The following is a 20,857-nucleotide window of genomic DNA, read 5'->3' on the forward strand; positions in this document are numbered from 1 at the left end:
GGAGTGGACCGGGGTGGACCGGGGTGGTTAGGGGTGGACCGGCGTGGGGATGAAGCTCGCCACGGCGCGGTGGTGCGGCATCACACGCACCACCGCGTCACTTCGCCTCCAGCAGGGCGAACCACTGCCGGACGGTCTTGACGCACCACTCCTGGGCCTCGGAGACGTCGTTCTTCCGCGCGATCGGAAAGCGATGGTCGACCACGAGTAGGACGCCCGCTTCCCAGCCTGGACCGACAGGGGCCACCCAGCACACCTTGGCGCCGCCAACCCAGCCGACCTGCCCCCACCGGTACTTGCGGGACGGCTTCCACGTGATGGCCGGGCCCGGCGGTCCCTCGCCTGCGTCCGCCGGGTCCGGAGTCGAGGGGGGCGGGCGGTCACCCCTGGCCATCGGCGGCCGCTCTGAGGATGTGCGGCGCCATCTTCGACAGCGCCTCCTGGGCGGCGATGCGCATGCACACGCCCGGCAGGTCGTCGCCGTCGACGGTGCGCCACGTTCCGGCGTCCTCGGCCTGCTGGTCGAACGGCTGCTCGCGGGTCGCCCAGTAGCGGCCGCGGTCGGACCGGAAGATCCTCCAGCCGGTCGCCGTCTCGTCCAGGGTGGGGGGCCTAAACTCGCTCACGGGTCGCACCTCCGCTGTGCGATCAAGGGCCCGTCGCGGTGGTAGCACACCCGGCGGGCCCGCCACGTCACGCCACCTACACTCCACACTGAGTGACAGTCTTGTGACTCTCCATGAGGGGCAGGGTACATCGCCTGTACCTACCTGTCACCACCTGTACCTACCCGGTGAGCATCGTCCCAGGTCACCTAGGGTCGAGCTGTGAGCATCGACCTGCTCGGGCCCGAACCGATCTACCGGCAGATCGCGGCCGTCATCACCGAGCGGATCACGACCGGCGTCTACTCCCCGCTGCGCGCCATCCCGTCCGAGGCGGCCCTCGGCGAGGAGTTCGACGTCTCCCGGAACACGATCAGGGCGGCGATCCGCCTGCTCGGCCAGCAGGGATGGGTGACCACCGTGATGGGCCGCGGCACGTTCGTCGTCGCGAAGGAGTCCTGGCCGGCCGAGGACTGAGCCGGGCATGACGAAAACGCCCCCCGCCGGCCTCCGAAGAGGACGGACGGGGGGCGTCTCGGTCTCGTACGCGTGGATCCTGGTGCTGGCCTTCAGGCTAGACCCGGCGCGCCTCGAACGAGCTCACGTTGCGGGCGCTGGTGTACACCGGCTTCTTACTGGTGAGGCCGAGCGACAGCAGGAACGAGCCGATGGCCGGCTGGTACTTCTCGACCACGCGGGCGAGGGTGTAGTAGACGCCGGTCACGACGACGGTGACGATCTCGGTGACCGCGCCCTCGGGCAGGCTGAAACCGATCTTCGCGGCCTGGGCGAGAAGCACGCCGGCGATGACCGGGACGACGGTGCGGAGGATGGACGCGAGCATGAGGACTCCTCAGGGTGGGGGATGACGCATGACGCATGTGACGCCGAGCTCGGTATGAGCGCTTCGCGTGCGCGCGCGTAAGGCGATAAACAGGGGAAATCTGTCATCCGTCACCAGGGAAGCGATGACGGATGAGTTCTTGCAGGTCAAACCGGGAATTTGGGCGATGACGGATCCGTCACGGGGCGACGAGCGTCGGCCACGTCTTCGGGCCGACGACGCCGTCGACGTCGAGCTTCTTCGCCGCCTGGTGGGCCTTCACCAGCTCGACGAGCTGCGTGTCGAACCGCGTGGATTCGAGCCATCCCTTCAGGTTCTCCGGCGCGCCGTACGCCGACGCCGGGACGCGGCCGCGGGCGAACAGGTTGGCCCGGACCGTCTTCACGTTGAAGTTGTCGTCGCCGAGGCCGAGCGTGGGCAGGTCCTTCACCATTTCCTCCGTCCAGCTGGCCGGCGCGGACGCCGGGGTCGTCTCCTCGCCGCGCACCATGGCCATGAAGTCGTCCCACGGGAAGGCGCTCCCGGGGTCGGTGTGGTCGGTCTGGCCGAAGGCGCGGGACACATCCACGTGGCCGCAGATGCCCCGCTTCCCAGCGCGCACCTCGGCGACCGTCAGGCGGCGCAACGGCACGTCCCAGCGGGCCGCCACGCGCCGCACGAGCCCCGCGGCGAGACGCAGCATCTCCTGGTGGTCGTCGTCCTCCCAGCGCGACGACGCGCCCTTCTGCGGGTCGCACAGCTCGACGCCGATGCTGCCGGTGTTCGGCGGCGCGTGGTAGGCGACCACGTTCTCGCGGAGGCAGGCGACCACCTCGCCGGGGTCGACGACGTAGTGGGCGCTGCCGCCGGCGCCCGCGGTCTGGAAGTACCGTCCGACGGCCTGGGCGCCGCCGCGTACGCACGGGGACACGGTGCCGTGGATGACGATCCGGCCTACCCCGCTTTGGCCGCCGCCGTGCTTGCGGGCCTCGATGTACTTCACGGCCCCTCCTTCCGGTCGCGCCGTTCAGCGATGACGGCGCGGATGATGATGAGCAGCCGCCACGCCAGGACCCACGGCAGCAGCGCGAACGCGACCAGGCGGACGATGACGAACCATTGCGAGTCGCCGGTGATGAGCCGCAGCGCCCACAGGTCCAGGGGAACGGCGACGACGGCCATGTAAGAGAACAGGTGCCGGCCGAACGGGTGCTGCCACCAGCGGTGGAAGATGCCGTAGACGACCGGGGACGCGGTGGCGAGGAACGCCGTGATGACGATGAGGACGCTACCCGCGAGCTGGGTGGTCACCGTGGTCTCCCCTCACAGCCCGCTCGAACAACTCCCGGAAATGGTTGGCGTCGCGATGCTGCCTGTGCGCCTCGCTGAGGCGGTGGATTTCCGGCCAGCGGCCACGTTCCTCGGCCAGTCCCTGTTCGCTGGCCTGGCGGGCCCTGCGGGCCTCGGCGAGCTCCTGTGACGAGTGGGGGTCGGGCTTTGGTTTACGGCGCCACCGGATCACCGCGCGACCCCTCTCCCCGCTCCCCGGTGCCTGCGGCGCGCAGGGCCCGGATCGCCTGGTCGGTGGTGCGCGCGTACTCCATCAACTCGCCGAGCTGCTCGCTCTGCACGGTGCGGGCCGCCATCTCGGTCTGCCATGCCGTCTTGTACTCGACGGCGAGCGCATCCTTGTCCTTGAGGCGTTCCTCAAGGATGGCCAGCCACTTATCGACGGTCCACCGGGGGACCATGAAGCCTCGGAAGACGAGCATGACCGCGAGGCCGACGATGGCTCCGGCGCCGGCGCCGGGAAGCCATGGGATCGTGCTCGGGTCCACACGTCTCCTTCGGGGTAGTGGTGGTGGCGCCCGCCCGCGTCCGGTATCCCCATGCCGACGTTGCACCAGCGAATGGACACAGGCGGGCACGAACGGGGGTCAGGACATCAGGCCGGCGTTGATGAGCGCTGTGCGGATGGCGTTGAGAACGTTCTTGACGTCGACCAGGCCCTCGTAGATCTGCTGGGCCCACGATGAGCTGTAGGAGCCTGGAGCGTTGCCGGAGGTGATGGCCCCGGCGGCGTCTACGTGCGCGGCGACCGGGACTTCCGGGAGCGTCGAATACGAGCCGACCGGGGTGTGCACGCGGATGACGGAGCCGTCGAACTGGAGGACGGCACCGCCCGACGGCGTGCCCGGACTGCCGGTCAGCGGGATGAAGAACGCCGTCGAGGCTTGGGTGACCGGCACACCCGTGACCCTCTTCACCTCGGCGGCCAGGGCGTCGATCTGCCGCTGCATGTTGCGCAGGATCTCGGTCTGATCGGCCGGGAACTGGTTGAGTGTCACGTCAGCGCCTCCTGGTCGGTGGTGAGGGTGAGCCGGTCCTTGCCGCCCGACCCGCGTTCCGCGGGTGCCAGCTCCCAGCCGATGATCCGCTGCCGGAGGTTGAACGACGCGCCGCCCTCGTCGGTGGGCGGGAACCACGGGTTGTCGAGGATGAACCTGGCCCAGTCGCCGCACGAGTTCGGGGTGAACGTCGACTCGGCTCCGAGTAGGACGGTCACGCTGAACGTCGACGGGGCGCCGCCGGCGCGGGCCGCGGCGTAGTCCGCGTAGTCCTGCACGACCTGGGCGTCCGTCGAGGCCCCCGGGTGGTTGATGCGCAGATCGTAAATCGGGTAGCCGGCGGCGACGTGCTCGGTGGTGATGAGGGTCGACCGGACGGGTTCGCTACTGGAGGTCACGTCGTCCGCGGGTGGGGTTCCGCCGACGACGCCGATCCGGGTGCCGCCGCGCAGCGCCGATGTTTCAATGCTCCAGGCGACGATGTCGCCGCCGTCGTCGCCCTCAGTGAACACGTGCTCGGCGTCGGTGTTGGAGATTCTCGGCGCGCCGAGTCTCACCAGGCGCTGGATTGCCCCGTCGGCGACAGTCGGGTTGACGACGTACTCCAGGCCACCGCCGGCCTTGGCGTAGGTCTGGAGCAGCTGCCCGTACGGGGTGCCGGTGTCGTCGGCGATCAGCGGCCGGGACACGCCCGCCGTCCCCGGGGTGCAGACCAGGCCGAGGTTCGATCCGGTGGTCTGCATGTCGGCGATGACGGCGCGGAACACGTCCAGCAGGTCGCCGTCGAAGTCGGGCGGGGTGGTCGGGTAGATGCGCTGCCAATGGCCGTCCAGGGTGGTGCCCTGGAGGCGGACGCCGACGCTGCGTTCGGTGCGGGCGGGGGCGTGGTCGGTGAGCCAGTGCATGCCCCACAGCTCGCCGCCACGCCAGGAATGCACGACGAGCCGGCCGACACCGGAGGTGAGCTCCGCGCGATCCCGGGGGATGATCTCGGCGAGCTGGTCGGCCTCATACCGGGACGGCAGAGGCACGAACCCTGACCACGGGGTGTCCTGGCCGATACGCCGGCCGAACCTGACCTGCCGAACGGTGGGCAGGTCGCCGCGGTACTGTCCGGTCAGGTAGTCGTGCACGGTGTAGCGGATCTCGGCGTCGCCGACGGTCGGGGTGAACGCCGGGAACGTCGGCGGTGTTGGCGGTGGGCCGCCGCCCGGCGTGCCGGTCTTCGAGCCGACGATGAGGGTGAAGCCGACGTAGTTGCGCAGCCGACCGGCGCCGGTCGAGAACGCGGCCTCGCCCACCGGCGACGAAGACACCAGGGTCCGCGTGGCCAGTGCCGAGGCCACAAAGATCCCGGCATGCTGCGCTGCTTGGAGCTGGTACCCGGCCGGGGCGCCGAGCGTGACGTCCAGGGCGGTGTCACTCGGCACCCCGGACACGTACCGGATCTCCAGGCTGGACGCCGTGTCAGGGGTGATGCCGGGCGTGGACGGGGCGCTGATGACGCTGACCCCGGGCTGTGAGGTGACGGCGACCTGGACGGCGCTGATGTCGGCGCTCTTGACGGCGAGGATCGCGAAGGTGCAGTCGGCGAAATCCTCGGGCGCTGGAACGGAGTAGGTGGCCGGGTCGCTGCTGGTGAGCGTCTTCTTCCACACTCGTGCGCCGCCGTTGTCGACGCCGGTCACCTCGGCGATCGGCGTCCCCCAGCCGCCGGACGGCGGGCCGAGCCGGCTGATGGGATTCACCCAGGTCGAGGCGAACAGCAGCAGCGTGTCGCCGGCGACGGCGTCGTCGGGACGGGCGATCGTTCCGGGCCCGTCGGAGATGGCGACCGAGATGTCGCGGACGTCAGCGGGCACGCGCGCACCTCCTACCGGTCCAGATCAGATCCACGCGTCGCGCCACAGCACCGTTGCCGATGGCGCGCCGCCCTCCTGAGTGAGGTACTCGATGGTCGTGGTACCGCGGCCGAGGACCCACGAGCCGACGGCCACCGACGCGCCGGTCAGGTACCGCACCTTGGAGACCCCGCCGATCGTCGCCGTGTTGTGCTCGGGGTCGATGATCAGGGTTTCGTCGTCGCCTACCTCCAGGTCGAACTCGACGACCCGCAGGACGGAGCGGCCGTCGCCGAGGATCTGCTCGGAGGTGAGTGTCGGCCCGTTCGCCGGGCCGGGGACGCGCACCAGCGGCCGGGTTTTGCGGTTGCCCGCGTTGTACACGTCCACTGCCATCCCGTCGGGGATGGTCGCCGAGTGCAGGGTCCGCGAGTACAGGCGAGGGTCCGACAGCTCCCACTGGACGACCGCTTCGACGCGGCCGACGCGGAACCGGCGTTCGATCGGCGCGGCACGGCGGATCACCGCGCCCCGGCCGATGTAGATGGTGTCCATGACGCGGATCGCGAGCGGCAGCTCCTCGTCGGCCTCGGCTGCGGGCAGGCCGTTGAGGAAGTCCAGCGCCGCCTGTTCCATCTCCTCCGGCCGCGCCTTGATCCTGGTGGTCAGGGTGATGATGCGGGCTTGCGGCAACTTCTTGCCGGAGATGGCGCCGTCGGCGGTCGGGTGGGGGACGTTGCCGTTGTCGAGGGCGGGCAGGTCGACGGCCGCGCCGTCCAGCTGCACGAACGGGTAGGGGGTGCCCGCGCCGAGCTTGAAGCCGTTGAAGCTGAGCTGGCCCGGCGCGTCGAGGTCGTCGCCGGCGTTGATGGGGACCGACACCGTGGGGGCGGGCACGGACCAGGGGGCGGCGATCAGCGGCGCCGAGACGTCGACGTTCTTGAAAGCTGCGACCGTCGGGCTGGGCATGGACCAGGGGGCGGAGATCAGGCCGGCGTCGACAGGAGTGACCGGGTCGCCCGTGTAGACGTCAGGTGTCGGCACCGACCAGGGGGCGGCGATGGGCGCCGGGGCGGTGCCCACGCCGGTGGACACGCCCGGGGCGGGCATGGACCAAGCGGCGGCGATGGGGTCGGGTGTGGCCTCGGCTGGGATGGACAGCGGCGTGAGCCGCTTGGGCCGGCCGGGACGCCAGGAGATGCCGGGGTCGTCGTCGGTGGCCGCCCCGGAGCCGCCCGACAGCGTCTTGCCGCCGCCGGAGTAGTCGGTCGTCTCCGTCTTGATGAGCGGGTACCACCCGGCCAGGCCGGAGGTCCGCCGCGGCATGTGCGACCACGCCTCGGCTTCCAGCTCGGCCTGGCTGAGAGCCGCGGTCCAACGGCGGAGTGCGGAGATGGAGCCGTTGAGCCACTGGCTGTCGTACTCGCTGTCGCCGAGGCGGAATACGTCGTGCTCGATGGTGGTCGAAGTGCTCCACGTCGCCACGGTGAAGCTGGTGTCGGTAGCGGCGCGGCTGACCATGACGCCGTTGGCACCGTTGACGGCGACGCCGAAGAAGTACCAGGTGCCGACGGTCAACGCCCGGGAAGTGAGAACCTCGCCCTGTTCGACGTACTGCATCGTGGTGCCGTCGAACGAGGTTTGCAGGAGGGCATCGCTGTCGAAGGAGTCGTTGTCGAGCGCCCACGCGGTCGCGACGTCGTTGCGGTCGACGGCGAGTCTGACCCAGCAGGCGACGCTGAAGGTGGTCTGCGCGCCGAGGCTGATGGTGCGCGTGTACGCCTGCCCGTCGCCTGAGAACCTGACCGCCACAGCTCACCGCCTCAGCTGTCGGAGTAGGAGAGCCGGACCTCGACCAACGCGGCATCGTTGGTCATGGTGTCGTTGGCGTGGCCGCCGAGGCGCGACACCTTCAGCCAGCACTCGTCCCCGGCCGCGATGGAGTCGAGGTTGCTGACGGTGACGGTGGCCTTGTGCAAGCGCTTGGACGTCGTACCGAGGTGGGTGTCATCCACGGTGAGCGCGGTGGCGAAGGCCTTCGTCTCGGCGTCCTGGCTGTCGGATTCCGGGGTGATCGCGGCGAGGGCGACCTCCCAGCGGACCACGCCTGTCGTGGCGTTGGTCGCGTACCAGATTAGTTCGCACGTGATGTTGCCGCTGCCGTAGTTGACAGCCTCGAAGCGGAAGTACGCCGTCTCGGTGGCGCTCGCGTCGTACAGCAGGCGGGTGACCGGGAAGTTCGTGCCGTTGACCCTGTCGTACGCGGGGAAGGCGCTGCTGAGGAATTGCGCCTCCTCGGGGACGAGACTCAGACGGACGGTTGCCATGGTCGCCCCCTCACGGTGTCAGGTCGAGGTTGGCGATGCCGTTCGCGTGCCAGGTCACCAGGAAAGTTCCGTCCTGGGTCTCCTTCACCACGCCGAACCACGTCGCCGAGATGAGGCGATCGGACACCGCGTCCGCGTAGATGATCAGGCCTTCGGCCTCGAACGTCGAGTTGTCGATCTGGATGTTGTCGGCGTCCCAGCGCATCGACCCAGAGACCGCGGCCAGCGTGGTGCCGGTGAGCAGCGGACCGGCCGTCGGGTAGTTCGCGCCGGACGACTCGCCGGAGTTCCACGGAGACGACCCGTAGGCGGTGTCCGTGTCGAAGTTGGGGGTGACGCTGGACCCCCAGAACGCGGCCTTGTGGGTTTCGGCGGTGAGGTCGATGCCGAGGTTGCTCGCGTCCCACTGGTCGATGTGGGTGGCCACGAACAGGCCGGACGCGGACCACGCCATCAGGCACCTCCGATGGACTTGGTGCGGCCCTGGCCGCGGATCGTCTTCGCCTGCACCTGCGCGTCGCCCCCGCGGGCCGGGGCGGGCGCGCCCTGGCCGTCGGCGAACACGCCGTAGGTGGGCTCTAGGCGCGCCAGCTCGGCCTCGACGTACCGGCGCTCATCGGCGGTCAGCTCGCGACCGTCGACCTTGCCGGTGGCGAGGTGGCCGCGCAGCTCGCGCACCCGGGCGACGGTGCGGACGAAGGCGCGGAACTCGTGCATCCGCGCCATCGCGGCGCGGCGCGCTGCGAGGGTCTTCTCGGTGGGGTTCTCCTCGTACGCCTGCTTGGCCTCGGTGAGCTCCTCCTGGAGGTCCGCGCACGCGTCGAGCATGTCGGCCTCGCGGCGGGCTGCGATGGAGCGGGTCCGTGCGGTCGTCATGCGGGCACCGCCTTGCCGACGCCGGTGATGAGTGGGGCGTGGATCGTGACGTCCTGGTGGTCGCCCTTGCCGTCGCTGCGGTTGGTGGTCACCGTGATGGCGCCGGAGTCGGTGCGCTCGGTCACCTCGCGCCGCCGCCGGCCGCTCTCGTCGAGGCCCTCCCGGCGGACGGGCCGGGATCGGCCGGTGGCGAACTGGAGGGTTCTGATCTTCTCGGCGAACGGCAGTTCGCCGTCGTTCCCGGGCATGCGGAACCGCCTTTCGTCGCAGGTGGGGTCAGGGGGTAGCGAGGTACTTGAAGCCGAACTCGTTGCCGAGCCGGTGGGCGTCGGCTTCCTCGCGGATGACCGCGCCCGGCATGTTGACCGTGACCGACGGCCGGCCGCCGGCCGGGTTGTACGAGCCCGGGTCGACGTACCCGGCGCCGTCATCCTTCTTCTTCGGCTTGCCGCCCATGGTGTCGCTGAGCGTCCCGTAACCGTCGTCGAGGGTGTCGGAGAGGGTGCCGTAGTCGTCGCCCGCCTTGTCCCGCGAGGTGGGCGCCTTCTTCTTCGTCTGCCGCTGCGGATCCGGCGCGACCTCAGGGGCGATCGCGTTGACGTCCAGCCCGAATTTCGCGCCGCCGAGGAGGCGGGCGATCTCCCCGTCGGCGGCGTCGACGCCGAACAGGGTCGCGGACTCGCCGCCGCCCATCGCCTTGATGGCTTTCTTCTTCAGGGTGGCGGAGATCTGGCCCAGCTCGGCTTCCAGGACCGGGAGCCGTTCCTGCATGCCCTTCATGAGGCCGTCCATGAGGGCGTGGCCGGCGGGGACGAGGAGCTCACGGTCACGTTCGATGGGGCCTTTGTGGTCCTGAATGAACTGGGTGATATCCGCAAGGGAATCGCCCAGCTCCTTGACCTTGGACTTGATGCCGTCGATCAGTCCTTGAAGGATGGCCTTTCCGGCGCCGACGAGCAGCGTTCCGGCGTTGTCCCAGATCGCCTTCAGTTGCTTCGGGATTCCCTTGACGAACGCCTCTATTTCGTCCCACTTTTTCGAGGCCGCGTCTTTCATTTTGCCCCAGTCGAGACCCCAATTCTTCAGGATCTCCGTCAAAGCGGAATCGATGATATTGCGAATTCCCTTTGTCGCTCCGGAGACGATTTGCTTAATCCCGTCCCAGACGCCTTCCCAGTCGCCGGTCAGGATCGACTTCGCGGTCTTGAAAATGCCGCCGATCGTCTCGAAGAATCCGGACACGAAGCCGAGCACGACGTCCAAGGTGGTGGACGCCGTGTCCATGATCTCGTCGCCCCACTCGTCCCAGATGGCCGAGATCAGCTCGACGGCCTCACCGACCGCGTCGGCGATCGCGCCGAAGGTCTCGTCGTACTTCTCCTTCAGGCCTTCGAGGGTGTCCTGGTTGTCGGCGGCCCAGTCCTTGACCTTGTCGACGATGCCACCGAACGTCTCGCCGATCTTGGAGCCGAGTTCTTCGAGGTCCTCGTCAAGGTCGCCCGCCTGGAAGCCCGCCCAGAGTTCCTCCAGGGCGGGGAGCACCTCATTGCCGATGAACTCGGTGACGTTCTGGGCAAGACTGCGTTTGAACGCCTCGATCTTGTTGGAGGCTGTGTCGTTGAGGGCGTCGCCGGCCTTCGCCGCCGCCCCCTCGACCTTGCCGAGAGACTCCACGGCCGTTGTCGGGTCCATGGCGAGCAGCGCCTTGGACATGTCCTCGGACTTGGTGCCGAGGAGTTCCTGAGCAAGGGCGTAACGGACTGTTTTGTCCTCGACTCCGCGCAGCTTGTCGAGGATGGTGTCGAGCGCTTCACGGGCTACCGGCCCGCCTTCGGCGAAGGCTTTCGCCATCGCTCCGGCATCGAGGCCCAGTTCCTTCAGTGCGGACTTCGCCGTCAGATCCTGGACGCGGATATTCAGCTCTTTCAGGGCGTCCGCGGCAGTGTCGGAGTCGCGGGCGCCGCCCTGAAGCCCTTGCCGCATCAGGCCAAGCGCGTCCTGCGCGTTCAGCCCGAGGTCGCGGAACTGTGTGGCGTATTCGTTGAAAGTGTCGAGCAGGTCTTCGGATTTATCGACACCGAGTTGGGTGCCACGGACGATGACGTCGAAAGCCTCGTCAGCGCTTTTGGCCAGGCCGGTGCGCAGGAGTTGGGAAACGGCGCGGACGACGGCGGACACGTCCTCGTCCATGATCGTAGAGACATCGAGGGCGCGCTCAGTGATGCCCGTCAGGCTCTCTTCGCCGGCCTTGTTCATGCCGTCGAGCTGCTGGATGACGGCGGCCACCGCGTCGGTGACGTCCTCCATGGACTCGCCGTAGGCGTCGGCGTAGACGGCGCCTGCGACCCGGCCGAGCTTCTCGGCGTCCTTACCGAACGCGCCGACCTGGGCTTGAAGCTTGTGGACGGCAGACTCGGCGTCCATCGCCGACTCCAGGCCTTCCATGAGTGCCGCGCCGATCGCGGCGCCCGCGGCCGCCCAGCCGAGCCCCTTCAGGGTGGACATGAGCGTGCCGCCGATGTCGGGCATCCGGGACTTGCCGGTGTCCTCGACGCCGTCGCCGAGGCCCTCGCCGGCGTTCTCGCCCGCCTCCCGGGCCACCCGCTCGGCGTCGTCGAGGGTGCGGCGAAGCTCGTCGATCAGCTCGTCGCCGGCCTGCGCTCCGGCGCGCGCCGCCTCGTCGGCCAGCTCGCGCAGGGAGGTGCCGAGTGCGTCGCTGACGCCCTGGCCGCCGGTGCGGGCGTCGGACTCCATCTCGCCCATGCCGTCCTGGAAGCCGGACAACAGCCGGTCCAGGTCGCCCAGGGCGTCTTGGGGGTCCATGCCGTCGGCGATGGAGGCGGCGACCTTGGCGAAGCCGGAGGAGACGATCTGCTCCATCGACGACGTCGCGCGAGTGGTGTCGGACTGCATGCGCTGCATGGACTGCTGCACGGCCTGGACGCCGCTGGTGACGCCCTTGTCGTCGACGCTGGCGAACGCGACGAGTTCGCCGACCTTGAGGGCCATGTGCTACTCCTCGTCGACCTCGGGGCGTTCAGCGGCCGCCGCGGCGGCCTTCAGGGAGTAGGCGAGCCGGGAACGGAGGGAGAGGAGGGAGATCACCCGGAGGCGGAGCCACCGCCAGGACCGGGCCTTCAGGAGGCCGGGCTCTTCCAGGTCGATGCGGTAGTGCTCGTGCAGGTCGAGCTCTACGAGGTGCCAGCGGTCGAGGAGGTCTGGCCACTGCGGGCCGGCGGCGGCGGTTTCTTCCGGCTCCGCGTTGTACCACTCGCGGAGGCCGGTTTCCGGGTCGATCGGGCCGCCGCCGGGGTCCCCTGGCTCTCGCTGCTCTCCGTCGAGCTCGTCTCCGAGGCCGCCTGTGAGCGTTTTGGGTCGCCTCCCGCCTCCCAGAACGCCTGGGCGGCCTTCTCGCCGTAGACGACCCAGATCACGCCCGTCCGCCCTGCGACCTTAACGACGTCGAGCAGGACGCCGTCGGCGAGCATCTCGTCATAGGCGGGGCCGAGCACCTTGCGGTAAAGCTCGATCTCGCTGATGTCGTCGAGCTCCTCGTCGGGCTCCTCGTCGGGCTCCTCACTCTTCTCGACCTGGGTGAAGCGGGCGGTGAGCCGTAGCCCGAACTTGGCGTCTACGGCCGGGATCCTGTAGTCCTTGCCGCCGATGGGGAGTATGAGGGGTTCGCCGAGGAACTCGGCGACGGGGGCGAACCTGGGCATGGCGGGACGGTCTCCTACGCGGCGGTGAGGTCGGGGTAGGGGGCGAGCTGAGTGCGGGCGCCCTGACCGCCGAGGGTGAAATCGAACGGCTCCAGGTCGACCGTCGCGCCGCCGCCGCCGCCGTAGTCGACGGTGACGAGGCCTTGCCACGCGTCCGGGCTGCCGTCCTTCCTGAAGTAGCGGATCTCGACGTTGCTCCCGATGCCGACGAGGTTGCCGGCGTCGAGGATGGCCTGCTGGCCGGGGTCGGGGATGAAGGTGACGTCGCTGGAGGTGTCACGCTTGCGCTTGCCGGTGCACACCAGCGACCAGGCGCGCTGGGTGACCTGGGTGGAGGCCCAGCCGTCGTTGTCGAAGTCGGAGTCGTCCTGGGCGGTGCTGGTGATGGTTTCCTTCATCGACGTCATGCCCTTGACGGGGGTCCACGTCGGCGACCCGCTGGTCCCGGTGTTGACCTCCAGGGCCCAGTCCTTGGCCAGAAGCGAACGCGTTGCCATGCGGTATCTCCCCTTATCCGGGACGGTGGGTGGTGGCGTGGTGGGTGAGCAGGCGGTAGGAGTCGGCCCGCTCGAAGCGGCCGCTGCCGTCCTGGCCGAGGGGGGCGACGATGTTGCGCGTGCACAGCAGGACGCCGACGGCCGGGTGCTCGAAGCCCTGGAGGGCGTCGAAGACCTGGTCGGCGATGTCGTTGACGACGGTGATGTCGTGCGGGGTGCCGCGCATGCGCACCTGGAGGCCGAGCGTGCCGTCGGTGGACACCGGGTCGTCGGACGCCGTGTCGGTCCCATACGCCTGGAGTGCGATGGCGCGGTCGGGGGCCGGTGGGAGCGCGCCGAGGACGATCGGCACGTCGTCTTGGAGGAGTGCCGGCGGGGCACGCCATGTTCCGGCGCCCGCGGCGTGCAGCTGCTCGGCGAACGCGGTGAGAAGGTCGTTGGTCCAGCTCAAAGTCCCACCTCCTGTCACACTGAAAAAATGAGCGAGCTGGACGACATCGCGCAGCGCCTGAAGGCGATCGAGCACATTGACTGGTCGCAGCCGAAGAAGGTGTTCGAGCAGGCGGACGCGGCCGGACAGGTGGCGGTCGTTGAGTTCCTCCGGCACGCGGCCGAGGACATCCGGCGCCTGGTGGACATCGCTCGCGGCGGTGGCGTAGCGGCGCCGAGCGATGCAAGAGATGGCGGGCCCAAGATTCAGATCAATTTCTCGCCCCAGCCTCCCGGAGGCGCATATCCAGTACCTGTCCTCCCGGAGGAGTGGCTGCGGAGGTGAACTAGCGCCCGCGCGCTAGTTCACGACAGGGCCCGCCGCATCTGCGCTTCCATGATCTGCATGCCGACGCGCTGCTCGCTGATCCAGGGGTCTTCGAGATACTTCGCCTTCCGCCCGTCATCGTGCTTGAGCGTCAGGTCCTCGTGCTGCCTGGTGGCATAGACGGTGTCGTAGGAGACGGCGCCGACGAGTTCGGCTCGGTCGACACTGGCGGTCCCCGAACGTTCCAGCGTGCCCTCTTCGTGAGGCACCTGGGTACGCGACACCTGGAGGTTGTGCTCCATCCACAGCTCCAAGCCGTCTGCCGCTCCTTCGCGCATCGCCTGGCTCGCGGGGCCGAGGTTGAGCGTGAGCTTGGAGGACTGCGGCATCCTGGCCTCCTACTGGAGCGCGACTTCGAGATGGTCGGGGGTGGGAAGGCCGCCGCCGTCGCGCCGGAGCGCGGCCAGGACGGTCGTCGTGCGGCCGCCCACGGTGACGCGGGAGCCGACGGGGCAATCGGTGTCGAGCGGCAGATACAGCGTCGTCTGTGATGTCACTTCACGGGCGTCCGGGCCGCGGACGAGTCGGCGCTGGTCGTCGGCGAGGCACTGCGCGACGGCGGCCGGGCCATAGCTCGGACCCGTGCCGGTCTCTCCGCGGTACGGTTCGATGCTCGCCGTGTGGACGAGCGCCAGCGCGGGGAGGCGGCCCATCAGCACGTCCTGACGGCGTGGCCGAGCAGCCCGGCGCCGGCCAGGATCTCGACGGCCTCGCGGGAGACACGCGGGTCGCCCGGGGCTCCGCCGGCGCCTGGCGTGCGGGTGAACGAGGCGGACCCGATGCTGACGGTGGTGTAGACGCTGTTCGCGTCCTCGCCCGTGATGCCCTGCGCGTGCCACCACGCGGCCAGGGCGCACGTCGCGTCCCGCAGCGCGCCGATGACGGCCGTGTCCGTCGGCAGGTCATCGTCGTCGACGTCGTAGACGGCGGTGAGCAGCGTCACGGTGTCGAGGTAGCGGGTCGCGCCCTCCAGGAGCGCCTGGGCGTTCAGTGGCGGCGCGGCGCGCATCCAGTTCGCGAGGTCCGTCGTCGTCGCGTACGAGCGGCCGCGCGCGGGCGCGGGGGCCACGGAGACTTGCTGGGACTGCATGCCGCGACCGGTGCCGTAGACGAACCACACGAATTCCCAGACCCCGGGCATCGTGTAGGTGACCTCGTACGACCACAGGCTGTTGCCGTCCGAGGCCGTCGGCTCCAGGCCCACGGTTCCCTCGCCCTCGGGGGGGATGACGGTGAGCGTGGCCACGGTGGTGCCGTCGGCCGGGGTGACGTCGAGGGTGAGGATCTGGGAGTCGCCGACGTCCGGCATGGCCGCCTCCTACGGGGTGAGGGTCACGGTGAGCGTCGAGGAGTCGCGGACGCCGGTGGTGAGCCGTCCGGGGCCGGTCGGGCCGCCCGCGCGGATGAACGCCTCAGCCGTGATGAGGCCGGTGCCCGCGGCGCCCTTACGGCCGGAGGCGGCCACTTCGGCCGAGACGGTGAACATGCCCGCACCCGCGCGCCCGGCCGTGCCGGAACTCGTGAGCGTCGCGGCGGCGAGCAGCTGCCCGGACCCCTGCTTGGCCGGGACCCCGGCGGAGGTGAGGGTGGCCGTCGTGGCGATCGTGCCGGTGCCCGCCCGGCCGGCGGTGCCCGTCGAGGACACCTCGGCCGTCGCCGAGGTCGCGCCGGTCCCTGCCCGCCCGGCCCGGCCCGTCGAGGTGAGGGTCGCGGTCGCGGTGACGGAGCCGGTGCCGTCGTGCTCCTCGGCGGTCGGCGCGGCCGTGAAGGCGAGAACGATGAGGTAGCGGTCGAAAGCGCCGTTGGTCCAGCTGCACGACGGATCCTCGGCGGCCGTGCCCGCGCCCGTCTTGTACGCGGTGAACTGGACGACGCCGGTGGTGTCCGACCCTTGGATGGCCTCGGTGAGGCCGGTGTACCCCGATGACCAGACCGGCGACGTGGGCGCCGGGGAGGCGAGCCGGTGCAGCAGCGCCGCGGCGACGACGAGTTCGCCCGTCTCGACGAGCGTGCCGGTGGACACTGCGGGGGTGGCCGCGCCAACGGTCGCGTCGATGCGGGCGCTCGCCGCGACCTCGAACGCCTGCCCGCCGCGCCATCGCTGCCAGCCGACGACGCAGTTCTCGTTGCCGCTGGTCTGGACGGTGACGGTCGACCCCTCGCCGCCGGAGGCCTTCCGGTAGTAGCCGTACGCTCCCTGGTTGTTCACCTGGGATCCGCCGGTCGGGAGGGTGAACCCGGACGGTGTGGAGACGACGGTGTCGCTGTTGGCAAACAGGATGTCGATATCGTTGGCGGCCGGGGCGGAGCCGAGGTCGCACACGTGGCCGGAGCCGCCGTCGGCGAACTCGAAGACATCCGAGTCGACCAGGGTCCATCCCACGGCCGTCCCCCGATCAGGTCAGCGAGATGTCGCAGTCGGTCAGGGTGTAGGTGCCACCCGCGCCGCCGTAGGACTCCGACGCCGACAGGGAGCCGCCGCCGTAGTAGGTGCCGCTGGTGGCCGCGGACCACAGCCCGAAGTGCGTCACGGTCGTGGATGCCGGGACGCTGAACGACGGCGCGTTGGAGTTGTCGAGGTTGCCGGAGCTGGCCGCGTTCCAGGTGTGCGCCTGGCGGGCGTAGGAGCCGCCGGTGACCTCGCTGGCCCCGGTGCTGCCAGGGTCGCCGGTGTGCAAGGACACGTAGGTGGCGACGGCCGCGATGGCGTCGAGGGCGATGTTCTTGCCTGCGGTGCTGAGCGCCATGGCGGGCGCCTCCTCTCAGGTGGTGACGCGCGCCCGGACGGGTGGCCGGCCCCTCACGGGTCGCCCGGCCCTTACCGGCCGCCGCCCGGACGCGCGCGTCTATGGCCCGGTCAGACCGGGGTGACGTCGAACGCGGTGTAGTCGACGTCTGTGGGCGCGGACACGTCCACGTAGACCGCGCCGTCTTCCTGTGTGAAGACGCTCGACCAGGGGCCGAACCGGCGCACCGCCCCGGCGGCGACCGCAGTGGTTCGGTCCGGCAGGGCGAGCCCCTCGATGGTGGCGTTGGTCTGCTCGGTGACGTCGATCGAGGCACCGGAGCCGTTGGTGACGAGCACGAAGCGGCGTCCGTTGTTGGGGATGGCGATGCCGTCGGCGGTGAACTCGGCCGGCGTGGCCAGGGCGCCGGTGGTGGCGCTGGGGCTGGTGATGGTGACGCGTGCCATGGGTCAGCTCTCCTCGGTGGGCTTCTTCGCGCGGGCTTTCGGCTTGGCCGAGGAGTCGTCGGCGCGCTGCCACCCGTCCGTGCCGGTGTCGGCCAGCTCGGACAGGCGGGTGTCCTCGTCGGATCCGTCGACGGTGAAAGATCTCGCGACCTTCTCGCCGTCGACGAACCGCTCGTAGAGCGCCATCAGACCGCGAGCCCGCGATACAGGGCGTGCGCCTTCTCCACGCCGTACTCCAGGCCGATCTCGCCGTACAGCTGGACGTCCTCGGACGCGCCGGTCTTGGCCAGCGGCTCCTCGAAGAAGACGCCCTTGCCGGGGATGTTCAGCAGGACGGGGCGGAGCATCTCCATGGAGACGATGGCGATGGCGTCGCGCGGCATGTGCCGGTCGAGCATGATGTTGAACCGGCCGAAGTCGGTGATCACGGTGTCGACGGTGACGCCGCCCATGGTGCGCGACTGGTCCACGTAGGTGATCTTCACGCCCGCCTCGGCGTACGCGCGGGTGATGGCCCGCTTCTGCACGGAGCCGACGAGGATGGTGGCGGTGGCCTGCTCGGACAGGCCGCCGTTGTCGTAGGCCATCTGCGCGAGGTCGTCGATGTGCGTCGTGGTGAGCGTGGTCGTCCACGGCTTGATGTAGTCGATGTTCGACGTGCTCGTGCCGAGGGTGATGGCCGTGCCGCCGGACGTGGCGGCCACCTTGAAGGTGTTCGTCGCCTTGGACACCACGTAGTAGGTGCGGCCGGCGACGATGCCGGTGGCGTCGCCCGTGCTGGTGAACACGATCTTGTCGCCGTCGGCCAGGGCGGTGGACGTCTCGGTGATCGTGTCGGTCGCCGAGGACAGGCCGGTCACCGTGCTCGTCTGCTTGGACACCTTGTTGGTGGTGATGGCCTGGAGCAGGCCCCGGGTCTTGCGCGCGGTCGCGTTCGTCGACGGGTTGTTGTACGTGCCGTTGATGAACGAGTAGTTGACGTCCAGGGCGATGGACTTCAGGGCCAGCATGACCTGCCAGTCCAGCTCATTCGTGACGGGCTGCGAACCGGGCACGCCGGTGTAGGGCGCGGACTGGGGGGTCGCGATCTGGCCGACCGCGGCCTGCTTGGTGTACGAGACGCTGACCTTCTCCTGGTGGATCTGGCAGACGTTGCGCACGTTGCCGCGGACGCGCTCCTCGGCGGTGGGGGCGGTGGCGCCCTCCAGGCGGGTGCGCTGCGCCGGGTCGCGCAGGTCGTAGGACTGCCACTCGAACTCGGTGGCGGTGGTGGCGCCGCCGCCGGTGAGGCCGCCGATCGCGCTGAGCAGCGGGGTGTCCTCCGGCGTCAGCGAGAACAGCTGCCCGTGGTAGTTCGGGAGTCCGAACGTGGTGCCGATGCCGGTAACAGAGCCCGCCATGGTCTTCTCCTATTGCGTGGTGAGGGCGGCCTTCTGCCGCTTCAGGGTGATGGCCAGCCGGTGATTGCCGGCCTTCTCAGCTTCGGCGATCTGCTGGTCGAGGGTCTGGGGGGTGGCGCCGTTGCCGCCGGTGAAGTCGCCGCCGGAGCGTCCGGGGGTCTTCGGGGTGGCGACCTTGGCGAGCCTGTCGACGGCCTTCTTGATGGCCGCCTGGTCGACCTCGCCCTTGTCGTCGACGAACTTGCCGACATCGATGAGGTCAGCGGCGTCGCCGAGGTCCAGCCCCTTCAAGGCCAGGGCGGCCTCGAACCTGGCCTGTGCGACCTGGCGCCCGTACTCGCGTGCGGCTTCGGCGCGCCCTTCGGCCTTGGCTGCGGCGACGGCCTTCTCCGCCTCGGACATGGAGGCGGCCTTGTGCCTCTCCAGCTGCGCGGCGGCGTCGGAGTTCTGCTTGGCGAGCTTCTCCCACTTGCGGGCCATGGCCTTCCAGTCCGTCGGCTCCTCCTGTGCAGGAGGCGTCGCGGTGGTGGGCTCGGGCGTCGCGGGCGGGGTGTCTCCCGGGTCGGGCCCCGCGGGGGGCGTCGGCTCGGTCGGCTGGGGGTCGGACATGTGTTCTCCCGTGCGGGATGTGGGGCCGGTCCGTGCGGACGTCCCCGAATCGGGTTGTGCAATTCGCCCATTTCGGGCATCCATCCCGGGTGATCCGGGTGGAACGATCTAGGACAGCGCGTACCGTGCCGAACCATGCACCCTCAGCAGCAGTGGACGACGCGGCCGCAGATGCCGCCGAAGCGCAAGCAGATGAGCACCGGCGCGGTGATCGGCCTGCTGTGCCTCGGCGCGACGCTGGTGATCGTCGTCGCGGTCGTGGTCATGGTCGTCGCCAGGAGCGTTGCCGCCGCCCGGCCGGACCTCCGGAGCGAGCCGGCCGCCGCCGCGAGCACGCCGGCCCGCGCGGTGCCGTCGCCGAACACCCGCCAGCAGGCCGAGTATCTGCTCGCGCTCCGCGACATCGACCCCGGGCTCGCGGTCAACGAGTCCCGGGTGGTGCGCCGCGGCGTGCGGGTATGTGAGCGCATCCTCCAGCCGCCGGCCGGGGGACGGCTGACGTTGGAGGAGTACGTGGTGGCCGAGATGTCCGGCGGGAACGCCCAGATCGACGAGCAGCAGGCCAAGCAGGTGATCGCGGCCGTGCGCGCCTGGTGCCATTAGAGCAGCGCGCCCTGCACGGGTGGCTCCAGGTCGCCGACCGAGCCGCCGGGCGGGCCACCCTTGGGCGGGGTGTTCCCGGCGCCGGGCTGCTCGCGGTAGCGCAGGCGCTTCAGCTTGGGGTTGCTCTTCAGGTGCCCGCGGAGTTCGGCCTGCCACTCGCGCACGCGCGCCTCTGCGGCCTTCTTCGCCTCGGGAGTGAGTGCGGTTGCCGCACGTTCCTTGTACTTCCTGATCGCCCGCTCGATCTCGCGCTGCCGTTGCCGGGCCTTGTCGCCCTCGGGGTCGGCGGTGTTCGTCGGCTGCTTGGTGACCCCGGGCAGGTACGCCGAGGTGGAGTGTCGGCAGTTCGGGTGCATCAGCCCCTTGGCGCGGGCGCCGTCGAGGGTGTCGAGCACGTTGACGGTCACCGTCTCGCCGTCGCGGGTGGCGTGCTGGACGCGCACCTTCCCGATCGGCCCGGAGATGGCCAGGATCTTGCCCTCGTAGGGGCGGCACAGCTTGCACTCCTGGGCGTGGTCGCTGACGATGACCAGCTGCACGCCGATGGACGTGAGCCGGTCCGTCTGGCCTTGCGCGGCTGCGCGGGCCGCGTTGGTGCGGGTCATCATCTCGGCGTAGCTCGACAGCTTCCAGCGGCGTCCGCGGGAGTCCACGAAGCTCGTGACGCCCCGGTCAACGAGGCGTTGCCACGCGGCCTGTGCGGCCTGCCGCCGGGTGAACGCGCCGGAGACGATGCGCGCGGCGGCCGCGGCCTGCACGGACCGGTAGGCGTCGACCACGCCCCGGAGAATGTTGCCCTCGACGCGGCCGAGGTCGCGGTGCAGAGCTTGGGCGATGTTCTCGATGATGGCCGCGTTGGGGATGGTGTCGGTGGCGCGCCTGGCCGCCTGACCGATGCCCGACTTCGGAAACCATCCCTCGGGCAGATCATTCTGCGCGGAGCCATAGCCGTCCCTGTAGGCCGCCGCGATGGCGTCGCGCACCGCGCCCTCGCGCGCGGCCTGGAGTGCGGCCAGGAGTACCTGGGCGCTGCGGCGGAGCGCGCCGACGGCGTCGAGCTTGCCGATCTCGTACGGCGAGTCGAGGTCGTCGTCGCGGAGGCGCTGGGCGATGCGCTGGTTGAGCGCGGACTCCAGCTCGCGGTACAGGTCGGCCACCGAGGCGGCGATGTCGTCGAGGAGGTCCTGGTCGACGGCCAT

The 20,857-nt window shown here is 69.9% G+C and carries 31 protein-coding genes; 3 read left to right on the plus strand and 28 right to left on the minus strand.

Annotated elements, in window-relative coordinates; genetic code table 11:
- Positions 1-97: 97 nt before the first annotated feature.
- Positions 98-247 (minus strand): hypothetical protein, encoded by a 150-nt coding sequence (locus ACZ6QO_RS30400; RefSeq protein ID WP_465855620.1) that lies wholly within the window; start codon positions 245-247, stop codon positions 98-100.
- A 133-nt stretch (positions 248-380) separates the two neighbouring features.
- Positions 381-626, minus strand: coding sequence for a hypothetical protein (locus tag ACZ6QO_RS30405; protein WP_465855622.1), 246 nt, complete (start codon positions 624-626; stop codon positions 381-383).
- Positions 627-827: 201 nt separating this feature from the next.
- Between ACZ6QO_RS30405 and ACZ6QO_RS30410 the strand changes: the two genes are divergently transcribed.
- Positions 828-1,082, plus strand: a complete 255-nt coding sequence (locus ACZ6QO_RS30410; protein WP_465855623.1) for a GntR family transcriptional regulator — start codon at positions 828-830, stop codon at positions 1,080-1,082.
- Positions 1,083-1,179: 97 nt separating this feature from the next.
- Here ACZ6QO_RS30410 and ACZ6QO_RS30415 read toward each other — a convergent pair whose 3' ends face one another.
- From ACZ6QO_RS30415 to ACZ6QO_RS30490, 16 genes are all read right to left on the minus strand, one after another.
- Entirely contained in the window at positions 1,180-1,449 is a 270-nt protein-coding gene (locus ACZ6QO_RS30415; RefSeq protein WP_465855625.1) for a hypothetical protein, read from the minus strand.
- Positions 1,450-1,627: 178 nt separating this feature from the next.
- Entirely contained in the window at positions 1,628-2,431 is an 804-nt protein-coding gene (locus tag ACZ6QO_RS30420) for an N-acetylmuramoyl-L-alanine amidase (RefSeq protein ID WP_465855626.1), read from the minus strand.
- Entirely contained in the window at positions 2,428-2,739 is a 312-nt protein-coding gene (locus tag ACZ6QO_RS30425) for a putative phage holin (RefSeq protein WP_465855628.1), read from the minus strand. The genes ACZ6QO_RS30420 and ACZ6QO_RS30425 overlap by 4 nt, the downstream gene beginning before the upstream one ends.
- Positions 2,717-2,950 carry a DUF7620 family protein gene (locus ACZ6QO_RS30430; RefSeq protein ID WP_465855630.1) on the minus strand — a complete coding sequence of 78 codons (234 nt, stop codon included), beginning with the start codon at positions 2,948-2,950 and terminating at the stop codon, positions 2,717-2,719. Before ACZ6QO_RS30430 ends, ACZ6QO_RS30425 begins: the two co-directional genes overlap by 23 nt.
- Positions 2,931-3,266 (minus strand): hypothetical protein, encoded by a 336-nt coding sequence (locus ACZ6QO_RS30435; RefSeq protein ID WP_465855631.1) that lies wholly within the window; start codon positions 3,264-3,266, stop codon positions 2,931-2,933. Before ACZ6QO_RS30435 ends, ACZ6QO_RS30430 begins: the two co-directional genes overlap by 20 nt.
- A 99-nt stretch (positions 3,267-3,365) precedes the next feature.
- On the minus strand, positions 3,366-3,776 hold the full coding sequence (locus ACZ6QO_RS30440) for a hypothetical protein (RefSeq protein ID WP_465855633.1): 411 nt from the start codon (positions 3,774-3,776) through the stop codon (positions 3,366-3,368).
- Complete coding sequence (locus ACZ6QO_RS30445) at positions 3,773-5,638, minus strand: hypothetical protein (protein WP_465855635.1); 1,866 nt, start codon at positions 5,636-5,638, stop codon at positions 3,773-3,775. Before ACZ6QO_RS30445 ends, ACZ6QO_RS30440 begins: the two co-directional genes overlap by 4 nt.
- Before the next feature lie 24 nt (positions 5,639-5,662).
- Positions 5,663-7,429, minus strand: a complete 1,767-nt coding sequence (locus tag ACZ6QO_RS30450; RefSeq protein WP_465855637.1) for a hypothetical protein — start codon at positions 7,427-7,429, stop codon at positions 5,663-5,665.
- A gap of 11 nt (positions 7,430-7,440) precedes the next feature.
- A complete protein-coding gene (locus ACZ6QO_RS30455; protein ID WP_465855639.1) occupies positions 7,441-7,944 on the minus strand; it encodes a hypothetical protein in 504 nt (167 codons plus the stop codon).
- A gap of 10 nt (positions 7,945-7,954) precedes the next feature.
- A complete protein-coding gene (locus tag ACZ6QO_RS30460; RefSeq protein WP_465855641.1) occupies positions 7,955-8,398 on the minus strand; it encodes a hypothetical protein in 444 nt (147 codons plus the stop codon).
- Positions 8,398-8,820, minus strand: a complete 423-nt coding sequence (locus tag ACZ6QO_RS30465; protein ID WP_465855642.1) for a hypothetical protein — start codon at positions 8,818-8,820, stop codon at positions 8,398-8,400. The genes ACZ6QO_RS30460 and ACZ6QO_RS30465 overlap by 1 nt, the downstream gene beginning before the upstream one ends.
- A complete protein-coding gene (locus ACZ6QO_RS30470; protein ID WP_465855643.1) occupies positions 8,817-9,068 on the minus strand; it encodes a hypothetical protein in 252 nt (83 codons plus the stop codon). Before ACZ6QO_RS30470 ends, ACZ6QO_RS30465 begins: the two co-directional genes overlap by 4 nt.
- Positions 9,069-9,096: 28 nt before the next feature.
- Positions 9,097-11,829 carry a phage tail tape measure protein gene (locus ACZ6QO_RS30475; RefSeq protein WP_465855644.1) on the minus strand — a complete coding sequence of 911 codons (2,733 nt, stop codon included), beginning with the start codon at positions 11,827-11,829 and terminating at the stop codon, positions 9,097-9,099.
- A gap of 182 nt (positions 11,830-12,011) precedes the next feature.
- Positions 12,012-12,539, minus strand: coding sequence for a DUF7426 family protein (locus ACZ6QO_RS30480; RefSeq protein ID WP_465855646.1), 528 nt, complete (start codon positions 12,537-12,539; stop codon positions 12,012-12,014).
- 14 nt (positions 12,540-12,553) lie between these two features.
- Positions 12,554-13,036 (minus strand): phage tail tube protein, encoded by a 483-nt coding sequence (locus tag ACZ6QO_RS30485; RefSeq protein WP_465855648.1) that lies wholly within the window; start codon positions 13,034-13,036, stop codon positions 12,554-12,556.
- 13 nt (positions 13,037-13,049) lie between these two features.
- Positions 13,050-13,487 (minus strand): minor capsid protein, encoded by a 438-nt coding sequence (locus tag ACZ6QO_RS30490; protein ID WP_465855650.1) that lies wholly within the window; start codon positions 13,485-13,487, stop codon positions 13,050-13,052.
- Between the two features lie 27 nt (positions 13,488-13,514).
- On the opposite strand from ACZ6QO_RS30490, the gene ACZ6QO_RS30495 reads away from it, so the two are divergent.
- Entirely contained in the window at positions 13,515-13,811 is a 297-nt protein-coding gene (locus ACZ6QO_RS30495) for a hypothetical protein (RefSeq protein WP_465855651.1), read from the plus strand.
- A 20-nt stretch (positions 13,812-13,831) separates the two neighbouring features.
- On the opposite strand, the gene ACZ6QO_RS30500 is transcribed toward ACZ6QO_RS30495, so the two are convergent.
- The 9 genes from ACZ6QO_RS30500 to ACZ6QO_RS30540 all read right to left on the minus strand — a co-directional run bounded on the left by ACZ6QO_RS30500 (position 13,832) and on the right by ACZ6QO_RS30540 (position 19,055).
- Complete coding sequence (locus ACZ6QO_RS30500; protein ID WP_465855652.1) at positions 13,832-14,182, minus strand: hypothetical protein; 351 nt, start codon at positions 14,180-14,182, stop codon at positions 13,832-13,834.
- Between the two features lie 9 nt (positions 14,183-14,191).
- Entirely contained in the window at positions 14,192-14,506 is a 315-nt protein-coding gene (locus ACZ6QO_RS30505; protein WP_465855654.1) for a hypothetical protein, read from the minus strand.
- Entirely contained in the window at positions 14,506-15,162 is a 657-nt protein-coding gene (locus ACZ6QO_RS30510; RefSeq protein ID WP_465855656.1) for a hypothetical protein, read from the minus strand. The genes ACZ6QO_RS30505 and ACZ6QO_RS30510 overlap by 1 nt, the downstream gene beginning before the upstream one ends.
- A 9-nt stretch (positions 15,163-15,171) precedes the next feature.
- The gene (locus ACZ6QO_RS30515; protein WP_465855658.1) at positions 15,172-16,236 is read right to left on the minus strand and encodes a hypothetical protein; all 1,065 of its coding nucleotides are present in this window, start codon (positions 16,234-16,236) and stop codon (positions 15,172-15,174) included.
- A gap of 13 nt (positions 16,237-16,249) precedes the next feature.
- The gene (locus tag ACZ6QO_RS30520) at positions 16,250-16,600 is read right to left on the minus strand and encodes a phage tail fiber protein (protein WP_465855659.1); all 351 of its coding nucleotides are present in this window, start codon (positions 16,598-16,600) and stop codon (positions 16,250-16,252) included.
- Between the two features lie 110 nt (positions 16,601-16,710).
- Entirely contained in the window at positions 16,711-17,046 is a 336-nt protein-coding gene (locus tag ACZ6QO_RS30525) for a hypothetical protein (RefSeq protein ID WP_465855661.1), read from the minus strand.
- Positions 17,047-17,049: 3 nt separating this feature from the next.
- Entirely contained in the window at positions 17,050-17,232 is a 183-nt protein-coding gene (locus tag ACZ6QO_RS30530; protein WP_465855663.1) for a hypothetical protein, read from the minus strand.
- On the minus strand, positions 17,232-18,446 hold the full coding sequence (locus ACZ6QO_RS30535) for an SU10 major capsid protein (protein ID WP_465855665.1): 1,215 nt from the start codon (positions 18,444-18,446) through the stop codon (positions 17,232-17,234). Before ACZ6QO_RS30535 ends, ACZ6QO_RS30530 begins: the two co-directional genes overlap by 1 nt.
- 9 nt (positions 18,447-18,455) lie before the next feature.
- A complete protein-coding gene (locus tag ACZ6QO_RS30540; protein WP_465855667.1) occupies positions 18,456-19,055 on the minus strand; it encodes a hypothetical protein in 600 nt (199 codons plus the stop codon).
- Positions 19,056-19,190: 135 nt separating this feature from the next.
- Here ACZ6QO_RS30540 and ACZ6QO_RS30545 point away from each other — a divergent pair, with 135 nt between their 5' ends.
- The gene (locus ACZ6QO_RS30545; protein ID WP_465855669.1) at positions 19,191-19,658 is read left to right on the plus strand and encodes a hypothetical protein; all 468 of its coding nucleotides are present in this window, start codon (positions 19,191-19,193) and stop codon (positions 19,656-19,658) included.
- Here the strand turns inward: ACZ6QO_RS30545 and ACZ6QO_RS30550 are convergent.
- Entirely contained in the window at positions 19,655-20,857 is a 1,203-nt protein-coding gene (locus tag ACZ6QO_RS30550) for a phage minor capsid protein (RefSeq protein WP_465855671.1), read from the minus strand. The genes ACZ6QO_RS30545 and ACZ6QO_RS30550 overlap by 4 nt on opposite strands.

The sequence above is a fragment of the Sphaerisporangium sp. NPDC049457 genome, assembly GCF_055586705.1.